The following is a 13,021-nucleotide window of genomic DNA, read 5'->3' on the forward strand; positions in this document are numbered from 1 at the left end:
TCATGTCTTTACCAAATTGCCCGCAGTGCAACTCTGAATACACCTACGAAGATGGCGCACTATATGTATGTCCTGAGTGTGGTCACGAGTGGTCACAAGATGCTTCTGCAGATGAAGATGTAAAAATCATCAAAGATTCGAACGGCAATGTCCTGCAAGACGGTGACACTGTTACTGTTATCAAAGACCTGAAAGTGAAGGGTTCTTCACTGGTGGTTAAAGTGGGTACAAAAGTTAAGAATATCCGTCTAGTAGATGGCGATCACGATATCGATTGTAAAATCGACGGTGTCGGCGCAATGAAGCTGAAATCTGAGTTCGTGAAAAAAGTGTAATTGACACAAACTGAACTGAAAAAACCGCGCTGCGATGCATGCGCGGTTTTTTTATGCCTGCGGTTTAGAAAACGAAAGGTTACTTGGGTATAGAATGGCGTGAGAGTGAACGATTCTCACTCGAACTCGTATTGGAGAATGAATCATACCGATCTAACAAACTGGAGGCCGTGTGGCGAACAACGATAGCAGCAATGATGGAAAGAAAATCCCGAGCCACCGACTCAGTCGTGTCGGCATGTTTGGCTCTGTTGTTACCAAGGTCGCGACCAATATGGCGGCAGAAGGTGCAAAACAACTCCTGTCTGGGAAACGACCTTCCGCCAAACAGCTTCTGTTAACGCCAAAGAACATCGCCAGTGTTACCGACCAGCTCGCGCAACTTCGCGGTGCAGCCATGAAAGTCGGCCAATTGCTGAGTATGGACACGGGAGACGCGCTGCCCAAAGAGCTAACAGACATACTTGCAAAGCTGCGTTCTGATGCTGCTCCTATGCCGGCAAAACAGCTCGCCAATGTTTTGGAAACGGAGTGGGGGAAAGATTGGCAAAAGCACTTTATCTCATTCACTTTCAAGCCCCTTGCCGCCGCATCCATCGGGCAAGTGCATTTTGCCTATGGTGACGACGCGTCAGAACTGGCGGTTAAAGTGCAATATCCTGGTATCAAAAAGAGTATCAGTAGCGATGTGGACAATGTTGTTACCTTGCTGCGGCTGACAGGGCTCGTTCCTAAGGAAGTGGACTACAAAAGCCTGCTCGAAGAGGCGAAGAAACAACTGCACGACGAAGCCAATTATGAATTAGAAGCCGAGATGGCTGACGCGTTTTATCACCATCTTCAGGGGGATAAGCGGTTCATCGTACCTAAGGTATACAAAGCGCTCACCACGCCGTCGATCCTGACCATGAGCTTCGAGAAAGGTGACCCCATTGAAACCCTGCACGACATTCCACAAGATCAGAGAAACAAACTGGTAACGGACTTGTTTGAGCTTTTGTTCAAAGAAGTCTTTGAATTTAAGCTGGTGCAAACTGACCCTAACTTTGCTAACTACCTATACCAAAAAGAGACGCAAAAGCTTGTCTTGCTTGATTTCGGCGCAACCCGTCGATACAACGACATCATCAGTCGGGGTTATCAAAAGTTGCTGACCTTCGCGATTCGCAATGACCGTCAAGGCGTAAGTGATGCTATGGCACAAATTGGCTTCTTCAGTGACCATATTTTCCCTGCCCAGAAAGACGCCGTGGTCAATATGGTGATGACAGCATGTGAACCCATGCAATATGACGGGGCGTATGACTTCGGTAACACTGACCTTGGTAGCCGGATTCATGATGCAGGCATGGCGCTCAGCATGGAGCAAGGTTATTGGCACACTCCTCCAGCCGATGCATTGTTTTTGCACCGTAAGATAGGAGGTTTATTTTTGCTAGCAGCAAGGCTTAATGCGCAGGTGGATATAAGAGCTGCCTTCAAACCCTATCAATGGCAAACACCTCCGACACATATACCCAAGCAGGTTGGCTAGCCTCATCTCTTTGATATTTTTCATCTTGTCATATGGGTGTAGCAGGTAGAATATAGGCTTAGCCTCAAACTTTTGGTTTCCCTGTTTTGAAAAAATACAGAGGAGAGGCCAAAGTGAAGTTACCTCAACATATGGAATTCATTTATGCCAAGTCGCATCTATCATCACCTCGAAACCCTATGGGATTATCATCAACTTGGTCATGCTCCACAGCCCTCAGATTGTATTTTCGTTTTGGGCAGTAACGATGTACGCGTTGCAGAATATGCTGCTGCTCTATATCGACAAGGCTTTGCCCAATACATCATGGTGTCAGGTGGATTTGGACGATTCACGCAAGATCAGTTTGAGAAAACCGAGGCTGAAACCTTTGCCGAGGTACTGATTGATGAAGGCGTGCCTGAGTCGGCTTTGATATTGGAAACGCAAGCCACTAACACGGGTGAAAACGTGACCTTTTCTCATAAGTTGATGCGAGAAAAAGGGCTAGATTTTAAAAAGATGCTGCTTGTACAAAAACCGTTCATGGAACGCCGCGCCTACGCGACTTTCGTCAAGCAATGGCCGAGCGAATGCGACTCTATTTTGGTGACGTCCCCACCGATCTCGCTGGTGGAATACCCAACCGAAGATATTCCGTTTGATATGGTGGCAGAAGCCACGGTTTCTGATTTCGAGCGCGTACGTGATTACCCAGCCCAAGGCTTTCAAATCGAACAAACCATTCCTGCACACGTGACCGCAGCGTATAACGAAATCAAAAAGCAGGGTTTGTGGTGAATGCTGCGGGGGATACTCTGTAATATCCATATAAAACGGCGCTATAAACTCTATCGAGTATGAAAAAATTTGCGAGCAGGCGAATGTTCAACCTGAAAGCTTCTTAAGCGCTAACAAAGCTTCTTAAGGGAAGCTTTGTTAGCGCTTAAGAAAATATGAGCGAAAGAAGCGGGCTTAATCGAAGTCTGAAGGATCCCTTCATAATTCGCCCAGCCCTACCGTATGTGCAAGTCTTTGATATTCGATCATAGCCCATTGATATGGCTGCTCATTGTTTAGTGGATGGATTTTTTGATATTGATTACCCAGCAATTATCGAACATTGTGGCGTCAAGTTTGAACTTCGATATTAAATTTTATTTGAGTACCTTAACAGTTTTCCGTTTTATTCAATCATGACAAAAAACGACCCTCGAAGGGCCGTTTTCATTTTTTATTAAAGCTATAACCAAACGTTGTTGATTAAACGATATCAATACCAGATTGCGTCACATGCTCAGCATCGGTCCAGACGGTAATTTGAGCACTACTATCTGAGTCTTTAGTAAAAACGTACGCTTGTAGATCGGCGGCTTCAACCGACGTTAATCCCATTTGTAGCAGCATCTCTGGAGAAATGTCGGCGTTGGAGGTGCCTGCAGCCTCATAGCTCCAGTTTGTGCCAACAAGGTTGAGTGTGTCGTCACCCTCTCCAAAATACGCAACAAAGCCATCCCAATTGCTACGATCGATGTCATCAGATTGTGCAAAGATAGCATGTTCATTAACGGTAACGGTTTGATCTCCTGTGTCACCAATGACGGCTTCAACACCAGAAATGACATTGCCCTTGATGCTGGCGTCTGATTGATATGCTTCACCTGTAAAATCGGCATGAACATCACCATTTACTTTGACAATGTCAAAGCTGGTTGTCGCAGCGTAAACCTTCGTATTGACTTCACGGCCAGTTGAACTGGTAGATGTGCTGCCATCGAAGTCATTCACATCGAAGATAAGCGTATCACTACCAATTCCGCCACGATAACTGTCAACACCTGTGCCACCATCGAGTGTGTTGTTGTGTCCGTTGCCGGCAAACAGATAGTCGTTACCTGCTCCCCCCAGTAATGTATTGCTGCCAGCACTGCCGAACAACTGGTCATCGCCAGCACCGCCGTCTAAGGTGTCATTTCCGGCTTTGCCGTGCAAAATATCGTTACCATCTCCGCCATCTAAGCTGTCATTACCAAGACCACCTCGAAGGTCGTCGTCACCGGCATCACCGCTTAGTTGGTCGTCACCACGTCCGCCGAAGATAAGGTCATTTCCTTCGCCACCTGAGATCGTGTCTTCGCCAAGTCCACCATAGACAATGTCATCACCGCCTTCAGCTGAAATAGTATCGTCATCAGGTTGGTTTGGAAGGAATTGATTGACGTAAATATCAAACGTTGTATCGACGAAATCCCCGCTGCCTAGATTCCAGCGATCATCCCAGATACTAGTATCTCCATCGATTAGCTCATGGTCTTGCCCATCGCCGTTTTCGTTTGCTTGAGAAACGTAAACGATCGATTCAATCGGACCTTGAGCAACAATAGGAACCTGACCAGAAATATCCAAGGTGACTTCGCCATCAACAAAGCCCTGTGAGGCGCCATCCGGAATAAGGAACAGACTCAGAGACGTTGCACCTTGAGTATCCACGTCATAATCATTGGCGATGGTCGCGGTTTGTGCATTCGACGCCAGCACTTCCGCTTTGAGGATGTTTCCGCTGCTATCGAGGAGAAAATATCCGATTGAGTTATTGAATTCAGTGTCGTTAGTGAAATTCGATAGGCTGATATTGAATGTGTCGCCATTGCTTACATCATATGTGCCATCAGTGTTTCTTGAGCTTGGCGAGGCGCCGTTGGCTAGCTCCCCCCCAATAATGACATCATTGCCATCACCACCATTGAGAACATCGTTACCCGCTAAACCATAGATGGTGTCGTCGGTAGAGGTGCCATTCAGTGTATCGTTTTGGTCGGTACCAATAATAGAAGCCATTTTTCATTGCCCTGTGTATAGATAGAGTCGAAGCTCTGCAACTGACATTCATTAAAATTCCCAACACCTTTTATGTTCGCCACCACGATAAGATCGTGATGCGGTTATTCGCCGTGTGGCCGATGTTTTATGTTGTGTTGAGTGAGAATGTACTGAGAAGACCGACGACATTCTGGTCAAGTACATAGGCAGAATGTAAATGTACAATTTTCTATGACAAGGGATAGGCTGTTAATTAAGTGGAATATGGAAAATAGTCTTATTTAAGTGTGAGCATATTCTTCTTAAAGCATGTAGTACGGTTTAATGTAAGTGCCAATAAAGAGGGGGAAAGACAATATGTTAAAAGGGCTCACTTCCTTGTTAATCGCCATTATTCTGCTTGTTTGGGAGCCAAGAAAACTAGAGTTTAGTGTGTATGGAGTTCGAGGTTGTCCCTTGTTGGCTTTATGGGTTGTATGAATAACTGACACCCAAATGCATGGTTAATTGTGCATTAAATTGTGATCGCGAATGTTGTTGATGAGGAGAATCTAGGCACTCTTCATCCTCTGGCAGATACCATGAACACCGAGTCTATGAAAACTCTTTTGACGCAGCTTGGCACTGAAATATAAAGATATGGCCCTAATGGGTTGTTCTAGGTGGGAAGGGGGTTGGATTGAGCGCCAGGAGGCAATTTATCCTAAGGCGATTCATCAGAAACAAAAAAAGCCGCGATTTATCATCGCGGCTTTGTGTTTTCTATCAGCAATGTTAGCTAAGCGTTCCGCTTACAAACCTTGCTGGTATTGGTCGTTTGTGTTGATTGGCACCATGGTAAACAATTCTTCGCGAACGCTGATGTCACCGTTGACCAGTTTCTCGAAGTGCTTAACGAGCTCAATCTTGTCTGCTTGTTCTTTAGAGCCACCACCGATGTTGGTTAAATCGATAAAGAACTCATCAAACAGGTAAGAAAGATCAGTGACGGCATCCATGTTCAAGAATTGCTCGTGGTTGTAGATGCTCGGGTAGCCACCTTTTTGTTTATCAACCGCAAACGAAATACCTTTCACATTGGTAATGGTCGTCGCTTTCTCACATCGCAACATACAGCCCGCTTCAATCGCTGGCTTGTTACATCCTACCGTTTGTTGGAAGAAGCACTGGCGGCTCGTCATCATCAAAATTGGGTGATAAATGCTGTACGCCAATTTGAAGTTTTCAGGACGACGGATTTGCTTCATTTGCACTTTGTTTATCTCGTTCGAAATAAACGCGCCAGCACAGTTCAGTGACTCTTTCAGGGTCACTAGGGCATGTGAGTTTGTGGTGTTGAGGAATGGGCCAGCCACCCATTCAATACCCATTTCAAAGGCCTTGTAAGCAATACCAGTATTGTTGGTCACGATGCGCGCCGGTTTGACCTCTTCGAGGACTTTTACTGCTTCATCGTAATCTTTACCGATAAGAACGGCTGGGAACCAAGGGATCAAGCGCGGGTTTTCTAAGAAGATATTGATGTATTTTCTATCACGCTTCTTAAAGCTCTCTGGCAACTTAAAGTAGATGTCAGCGTCAGTGACATCGCACACGTTCAAATCGGCAGTGTCAGCGATAAGCATTGATAGCTTGGGCTTTTCTTCCATTTTCGCGTGTTGCGGGAAGGCTGGCACTTCTACGTGTTTAATGAGATCTCGTGAGCCATTTAATAGGAACGCGATGCGATCTTTCATTTCTGTGATTTCACGGAAAGGAACCACTAAGTTGTCAGCCAACTCAGAGAAATCATAACCAAGTAATTCGTAGTTAGGGTTGATCACACCTTTGAAGCGCTTTTCGAGTTCTGCTGACGTGATTGCCTTTTCGCCAGCCTCTCTCAATAGAGCGGTTGATTGCACTGAAAAGGTATCGTGCACGTTGTTACTTGGCGTGACGACAACAACGAGAGGTTCACCCAATGCCGCTTTGAACGAGATGGTGACGGCAATTTTATCAATGCTCAGCGTTTCTACTTTCTCTCGTAGTGTTTCGCCTATCGCATTCTTGTCGTTATAGAGATCTGTTCTCACATCTTGAATTTGAACCACGTCAATCGCATTTCTCTGTTCAACAGCGTGGTTCACGCTGTTATCACGAGGATTGTCGATGAACATATCTCGGGTCAAATTGCCTTTCAAAAACTTGTTGGTTAAACCGCGGTTAAACACTTTGTGAAGGTTGGAGTCATCTTCATATAGCTCGCCAGTTTCAACGAATTTGTTGATGTTCTTGCGCCAGTTTTCAACCACGGTATAGACGTAGTGAGCACCCTTAATACGGCCTTCGATTTTTAAAGAATCAACTTTCGCGTCGACCAATTCTGGGAGGTCAAAGTATGCGGAGTTATCTTTCAAATTCAGAGGGTACTTGGTGCCAACGTTGGTCACTTCGTACTCATCACGACAGGCTTGGCTACAACGACCACGGTTGCCAGAGTTACCCACACTGACGGAGCTTGAATAACATTGACCAGAGAAAGCAATACACAGCGAACCGTGAACAAATACTTCAGTGAGCATGTTATGTTCATGCGCCACTGCGGTCATTTCTTTGATTTCATCAATGTTGAGTTCGCGAGAAAGGTTTACGCGAGAAGCCCCGATTTGGGACAGGAATTTGAGCTGACCTTCGTTATGCGTGGTTAACTGCGTGGAGGCGTGAACATCTAGCGTTGGGAAATGCTTTTTGATCAGGTTAAAGACACCGAGATCTTGAACAATAATACCATCAAGCGTCGTATTAACGAGTTGATTGAGTAACTTCACGAGTGAGCGGATTTCGTGCTCAAGAATAACCACGTTCAGCGTCAGAAAGACTTCACAACCGTATTCATGAGCGAGTCGCAGAACGCCATTCAACTCATCAAATGAAAGATTGGATGCACGGTTACGGGCGTTAAAAATATCTAGGCCACAATAAACGGCATTTGCCCCAGCTACGATGGCCGCTTTGATCGCTTCTACATCACCACCAGGTGCCAATAATTCAATTTTTCTACTCATTGTGAAACTGCTCACTTCGATTCTTGTTGATCATTTTTTCGAGCAGGCATTCTACTCGCCTCACGCTTTCATTGCCACTCATTAGGGTTTTGTTGATTCAGATCATATATGAATTGGGGTGAATCCCGTTTTTCCTTCAGTTATTATGGATTTATTCGTTCGTTGTTAAGCCTATCATCATGACCGTACCTATCCTTTATTCACTGAGACAATGCCCGTACGCGATGCGCAGCCGTTTAGCCATTTTGCATGCAGGCCAGACCGTGATTCTGCGCGATATTGATATGAACAATAAGCCCGAAGAGATGCTCGCCATCTCGCCCAAAGGCACAGTACCCGTGTTAGAGCTGGCTGATGGAAGCGTGATAGATGAAAGCCTTGATGTGATGGTCTGGGCGCTAAAACAATCTGATCCAAACAACTTGCTGTATTCTCACGACAGCACTCAACTGCCTATCATGCGTGAGTTGATTGAACGTCATGACGTCGAATTTGTTGGCGCTTTGCAAAAGTACCGCGCGGCTTCTCGCTATCGTGATGACAACAAAATAGCGTTTCGCGATGAGTGCTGTAAATGGCTGGGGCCTATAGAGCAAAGGCTGTCCCAGCATGCCTACATCATGGGCGAACAGCCCAGCTTGGTCGATTACGCAATTCTCCCGCTCATTCGCCAGTTCTCTCGGGTCGACAAACGTTGGTACGCGCAAGCGCCGTTACCTTATCTACGCGCTTGGCTGGTTAAACACTACGATGATCCTACGTTCTCGAAAGCAATGGTGAGTTACCCCAAGTGGAACAAGAATGATGAGCCTATTTTTTTTGGTGCGCTAGTTTAGTAGGCCTTAGCTTTGGTGTCTTTCCCCTTTATCTATTTTGATGACAAGGCGGCTGATAGCCCATAGATGCATCTTGCTTCAAAAAGATATTACTCGCGACCACACTCCCTAAGCAGACAAAGATCAGCGCCAGCATCGTCATCGCATCAGGCTGTTCGCCAAAGATGGGGATAGCAAGTAGGGTAGCAATGACGGGAGTCGCACTGCCAAACGCCGCGCTTCGCTCTGCCCCTAAACGTTTCACAGCATATAAGTAGGTACAGGACGCAACAATTCCTGCTCCCACGCCTTGCAGTAACGTATGAACCAACACCTCTTTCCACGGCCAATCGACGAGCGGCGTGTTACTTAGCGCGCTGGGTAACCAGTCAGCACTGATAGCAACGACGAGTATCAGACAAGAAAAGATGGCCAATATGCCCGAACACGCCAATGCATCAAGGTTGGCGACGCGAGCGCAAATGGTAAACGTCGCCCACATTGCACTTCCCATCAAAAACAAAGCATGACCTTTAGATTGTGACCAATCGTAGGTCTCACCGATGTTTGTTGCCAAAAACAATGCGGTTCCAATAGCGATGGCCGCTAAACCCGTAATGCGATGTGAACTTAGCGGTTGTTTAAACAACACCACAGCAATCGCCGTAACAAACAGGGGCAACGTGCCCGGAACCAGCGCGCTGCCATGAGAAACGGGCACATATTGCATGGCGGAACTCGCTACCAGTAAATAGGGCAACCCACTACCGATAAACATGCCAAGCAAATACCGACGTGGAATGATTGCGATCTGGCGACGGGCTTTGTAGACAAATGGAAGCAGCAGCATGGCGGGGACAAGAAAGCGCATCAACGCGAGATCTGCGGGGAATAGTTCAGCATTCGCGCCGCCTTTGAGCGATAGAAAGAAGCTGGCCCAAACCAGCAGTGTGGCAAACATGGCGAGATAGCCCATCACGCGGTTTTTCGAAACGTGGGCGCTTGATAACGTGTCGTTGGTGGGCATGTTGATCTTGCCCGAGTGAGGCGTATCAGAATCATGAGATTGTGTTGCCATTAAGCGATCCATTGCTGCAGGTGATCCGAAGACACTATTATCTGGCAGATTTTGTGGTGTTAGGAGGCAAGTTTGAGCCATTTATCAGTTCAGATTGACTAATTCCGCTAATGTTTAATCCTATTTTGATAAAAATCGGCGCAATCATTATGGACCGTATTGATAAGCAACTTCTGGCTCTCATGCAAAAAGACGCGAGGCTGACAACTGCAGAGCTGGCAGATCTTGTTGGGCTTTCTGCTTCACCCTGCGCGAGGCGAATAAAACGTCTGGAGAAAGACAACATTGTCGCGGGATACCACGCTTCGCTGTCTCGCGACAAAATTGGTATTGCGATGACCATGTTTGTTGAAGTGAGATTGAACAATCATCAAGTCACGTCGGTTGATGATTTTGAGCAAGCCATTGGTGACATGCCAGAGGTGGTGAGCTGCCATGTGGTATCCGGCACGTATGATTATTTGCTTGAGGTGGTCGCCAAAGATTTGATTGGCTATGAACAATTTACTCGCAAGCTGCAATGTCTGGAAAACGTGAAGGATATTCACACTCAGTTAGCGATACGGAAGGTCAAAGATCGCGGCACGCTGCCTATTTACGTTTAACTACACATCTATGCCTAACTACACATCTACGTTCAACTACACATCTATGTTTAACGACGCATCTGTGTTTAACGGATGTCACACCATTCTTGGCAACAGGCTCCGTATCATAGAAGGCAGCGGTTTTATCGATACAAAGCTCGCCAATCTCAATGGATAAAGATGTTTTAGCGTTAGATATTCTGTACTCTAGCGGCCATTGTGATGGCTGTTGTGCAAGTTGTATGACGTTTCTACCAATCCTTTTTTGGTAGCTTTCATGCCGCTGGCGTACACGAAAGAAACGAACAGGGATTTAAAATGCAAAAGATTCAGATAAACGGCAGAAACATGTCGTATTTAGACGTGGGTGAAGGCCCTGTTGTATTGTTCGGCCATAGCTATTTGATGGATAGCAGCATGTGGCAGCCTCAGGTTGATGCACTCAGCAAACAGTATCGCTGCATTGTGCCTGAGCTTTGGGCGCACGGGCAATCTGACGCTGCGCCTGATACGACAACGTCCCTGATTGATTATGCTAACGATGTGCTTTGCTTGATGGACAAGCTGGACATCGATCAATTTGCGCTGGTGGGCTTGGCGGTGGGCGGAATGTGGGGAACAGAATTAGTGCTGACAGCTCCGACTCGTGTGAACGCGTTGGTGTTGATGGACACATTCGTTGGATACGAACCTGAAGTTGCCAAGGCAAGGTACGTCGCCATGCTTGATAACATCGAACAGCAAGAATGTGTGCCGTCAGAGATGATTGATACCTTCAGCGCTTTATTCTTTTCTAGCCATGCACAGCAAGATAACCCTTCTCTCGTGTCTGATTTCAAAGCCATGTTGGCGGGCGTATCTGGTGAGAGAGCGAAACAGATGGTACACGTCGCGCGCATGGAATTTGACCGTCGCGATACCTTTGATGATATCGAACAGCTGACGCTTCCTACCTTGATCATGGTTGGCGCTGAAGACAAACCCCGCCCGCCGCTAGAATCGATGCTCCTGCATGATGCAATTGATGGCAGCGAGTTTGTGTTGATCCCCAAAGCGGGGCACATCAGTAATCTTGAACAGCCTGAGCGTGTGAATGAGGCTTTGATGCGTTTCCTTGCGAAGATTATTGGCTAAATGCTGACTATGTTCCTTCTTGCTTCAGAATCGCTAAGACTGCGCTAGGTCAATACGCTCGGCGCATAACAAAAAGCACTGTGTGAGAGTAATCACCCAGTGCTTTTTTGTATCAGGCAAACTCCCAAGCCCCCAAGCCCCCAAGCCCCCAAGCCCCCAAGCCCCCAAGCCCAATTCGAGTCTCTTTACGCTTGGACTCCGTTGCATACATCGCAAAAATTCACTTAAAACTCGAACATTAAGTAGAGTTAATCTTCACGAAAGCATGGCTTAATCCGGACTTTTTTATGCTTGATACCGACATAGCATAAAGGAGCAACATAATGAATGTAATGGGATATTTACAACGGCTTGGCAAGGCGCTCATGCTGCCTATTGCCACGCTACCTGTCGCGGGATTGCTGTTAAGGCTGGGGCAACCCGATGTATTTGGCATGCCATTTATAGAGGCGGCCGGTAGTGCCATTTTCTCACACATGCCAATCTTGTTTGCAGCAGCAATTGCAGCAGGGTTAAGCAAAAACACTGATGCGGCAGCGGCTATTGCTGGCATGGTGGGTTACTACATTTTAACGGAAGCACTTCAGGTGCTAAATCCTGAGCTGAACCTTGGAGTGTTTGGTGGGGTGATCGTCGGGGTGCTTGCTGGCGAGCTATTTAATAAATATCACAACATTCGATTACCCGAATTCCTCGGATTTTTTGGTGGAAAACGTTTCGTACCGATAGTGACTGGCGTATGTGCACTCTTATTGGCCGTGCTGATGAGTGTTATTTGGCCACCGATTAGTGCTGGTATAGATGCATTTAGTTATTGGATGCTCGACAGTGAAATAGGTGGGAAATTTGGCTACGGATTTATTAACCGCATGCTGATTCCCGTGGGGCTGCACCACATTATCAATAGCATCGTTTGGACCGTGATGGGGGAATACAACGGTGTGACGGGTGAAATGCTGCGCTTTGCTGCTGGCGATCCGAGTGCAGGGCTAATGCTATCTGGCTTCTATCCTATCCTCATGTTTGCCTTACCTGCATCGTGTTTGGCGATTTACCACAGTGCTCGCAAAGAAAACCGTCCTGCGGTCGGTGGGATGCTGCTAAGTATAGCCTTCACGGCATTCTTAACGGGTATCACTGAACCGATTGAATACACCTTCATGTTCTTGGCACCAGTGTTGTACTTTATCCATGCCGTTTTAACGGGGGTATCTCTGGTTATCGCAGCGGCGCTCGATATTCATATGTCGTTTGGTTTCTCCGCAGGCTTGATTGATTACGTGTTGTTCTTTAACGCGCCGTCAGCGAAAAATGCATGGATGTTGGTTCCTCTTGGTTTGGCGTTTTCATTGGCATATTACAGCTTGTTTATGCTGGCTATCCGTCTATTCGATATTCAAACGCCCGGTCGAGAAGACACAACGATGGTGATGGCGAATAGCGATGTTGATAGTTCACAATTGGCGCACGACTACATCAAGGCCTTAGGCGGAAAGACCAATCTCACTCACATTGATGCGTGTATTACGCGCTTACGCTTAACCGTTAATGATAAAAACATCATTGATGAGCCACAACTCAAAGCTCTGGGTGCAAAGGCCGTGGTTCATGTTGGTGATAAGAATCTCCAAGTTATTCTTGGGCCGATGGCTGAGATAGTTGCTGGAGAAATGAAAACGATTCACACCTGAATCA

The 13,021-nt window shown here is 46.6% G+C and carries 10 protein-coding genes; 7 read left to right on the forward strand and 3 right to left on the reverse strand.

Features of this window, described 5'->3' with window-relative positions; genetic code table 11:
- Nucleotides 1-2: 2 nt before the first annotated feature.
- The 3 genes from Q365_RS0104895 (at nucleotide 3) to Q365_RS0104905 (ending at nucleotide 2,649) form a co-directional block, all read left to right on the forward strand.
- Nucleotides 3-335: a zinc ribbon domain-containing protein YjdM gene (locus tag Q365_RS0104895; RefSeq protein ID WP_035024523.1), complete on the forward strand. Its 333-nt coding sequence runs from the start codon at nucleotides 3-5 to the stop codon at nucleotides 333-335.
- Between the two features lie 238 nt (nucleotides 336-573).
- Nucleotides 574-1,869: an ABC1 kinase family protein gene (locus tag Q365_RS0104900; protein ID WP_407637569.1), complete on the forward strand. Its 1,296-nt coding sequence runs from the start codon at nucleotides 574-576 to the stop codon at nucleotides 1,867-1,869.
- A 144-nt stretch (nucleotides 1,870-2,013) separates the two neighbouring features.
- On the forward strand, nucleotides 2,014-2,649 hold the full coding sequence (locus Q365_RS0104905; protein WP_028022289.1) for a YdcF family protein: 636 nt from the start codon (nucleotides 2,014-2,016) through the stop codon (nucleotides 2,647-2,649).
- Between the two features lie 462 nt (nucleotides 2,650-3,111).
- On the opposite strand, the gene Q365_RS0104910 is transcribed toward Q365_RS0104905, so the two are convergent.
- Both Q365_RS0104910 and Q365_RS0104915 read right to left on the reverse strand, forming a co-directional pair.
- Complete coding sequence (locus Q365_RS0104910) at nucleotides 3,112-4,686, reverse strand: calcium-binding protein (RefSeq protein ID WP_028022290.1); 1,575 nt, start codon at nucleotides 4,684-4,686, stop codon at nucleotides 3,112-3,114.
- Nucleotides 4,687-5,459: 773 nt separating this feature from the next.
- Complete coding sequence (locus Q365_RS0104915) at nucleotides 5,460-7,712, reverse strand: peptidase U32 family protein (protein ID WP_028022291.1); 2,253 nt, start codon at nucleotides 7,710-7,712, stop codon at nucleotides 5,460-5,462.
- 179 nt (nucleotides 7,713-7,891) lie between these two features.
- Between Q365_RS0104915 and Q365_RS0104920 the strand changes: the two genes are divergently transcribed.
- Nucleotides 7,892-8,548, forward strand: coding sequence for a glutathione S-transferase (locus Q365_RS0104920; protein WP_028022292.1), 657 nt, complete (start codon nucleotides 7,892-7,894; stop codon nucleotides 8,546-8,548).
- Nucleotides 8,549-8,576: 28 nt separating this feature from the next.
- Here Q365_RS0104920 and Q365_RS0104925 read toward each other — a convergent pair whose 3' ends face one another.
- Nucleotides 8,577-9,554: a DMT family transporter gene (locus Q365_RS0104925; protein WP_051563764.1), complete on the reverse strand. Its 978-nt coding sequence runs from the start codon at nucleotides 9,552-9,554 to the stop codon at nucleotides 8,577-8,579.
- Between the two features lie 200 nt (nucleotides 9,555-9,754).
- On the opposite strand from Q365_RS0104925, the gene Q365_RS0104930 reads away from it, so the two are divergent.
- From Q365_RS0104930 to nagE, 3 genes are all read left to right on the forward strand, one after another.
- A complete protein-coding gene (locus Q365_RS0104930) occupies nucleotides 9,755-10,210 on the forward strand; it encodes an Lrp/AsnC family transcriptional regulator (RefSeq protein ID WP_028022294.1) in 456 nt (151 codons plus the stop codon).
- A gap of 300 nt (nucleotides 10,211-10,510) precedes the next feature.
- Nucleotides 10,511-11,326 (forward strand): alpha/beta fold hydrolase, encoded by an 816-nt coding sequence (locus Q365_RS0104935; protein ID WP_028022295.1) that lies wholly within the window; start codon nucleotides 10,511-10,513, stop codon nucleotides 11,324-11,326.
- Between the two features lie 323 nt (nucleotides 11,327-11,649).
- The gene (gene nagE, locus Q365_RS0104945; protein ID WP_028022296.1) at nucleotides 11,650-13,017 is read left to right on the forward strand and encodes an N-acetylglucosamine-specific PTS transporter subunit IIBC; all 1,368 of its coding nucleotides are present in this window, start codon (nucleotides 11,650-11,652) and stop codon (nucleotides 13,015-13,017) included.
- Nucleotides 13,018-13,021 lie beyond the last annotated feature (4 nt).

Source organism: Enterovibrio calviensis DSM 14347, from assembly GCF_000621165.1.
Lineage (GTDB): Bacteria > Pseudomonadota > Gammaproteobacteria > Enterobacterales > Vibrionaceae > Enterovibrio > Enterovibrio calviensis.

Bases quoted from the DNA above. Each gene is read 5' to 3' on its own strand.
- Q365_RS0104895 (WP_035024523.1), top strand. From the start codon at position 3: ATGTCTTTACCAAATTGCCCGCAGTGCAACTCTGAATACACCTACGAA.
- Q365_RS0104920 (WP_028022292.1), top strand. From the start codon at position 7,892: ATGACCGTACCTATCCTTTATTCACTGAGACAATGCCCGTACGCGATG.
- Q365_RS0104925 (WP_051563764.1), bottom strand. From the start codon at position 9,554: ATGCCCACCAACGACACGTTATCAAGCGCCCACGTTTCGAAAAACCGC.
- Q365_RS0104935 (WP_028022295.1), top strand. From the start codon at position 10,511: ATGCAAAAGATTCAGATAAACGGCAGAAACATGTCGTATTTAGACGTG.
- Q365_RS0104905 (WP_028022289.1), top strand. From the start codon at position 2,014: ATGCCAAGTCGCATCTATCATCACCTCGAAACCCTATGGGATTATCAT.
- Q365_RS0104930 (WP_028022294.1), top strand. From the start codon at position 9,755: ATGGACCGTATTGATAAGCAACTTCTGGCTCTCATGCAAAAAGACGCG.
- nagE (WP_028022296.1), top strand. From the start codon at position 11,650: ATGAATGTAATGGGATATTTACAACGGCTTGGCAAGGCGCTCATGCTG.
- Q365_RS0104915 (WP_028022291.1), bottom strand. From the start codon at position 7,712: ATGAGTAGAAAAATTGAATTATTGGCACCTGGTGGTGATGTAGAAGCG.
- Q365_RS0104900 (WP_407637569.1), top strand. From the start codon at position 574: ATGTTTGGCTCTGTTGTTACCAAGGTCGCGACCAATATGGCGGCAGAA.
- Q365_RS0104910 (WP_028022290.1), bottom strand. From the start codon at position 4,686: ATGGCTTCTATTATTGGTACCGACCAAAACGATACACTGAATGGCACC.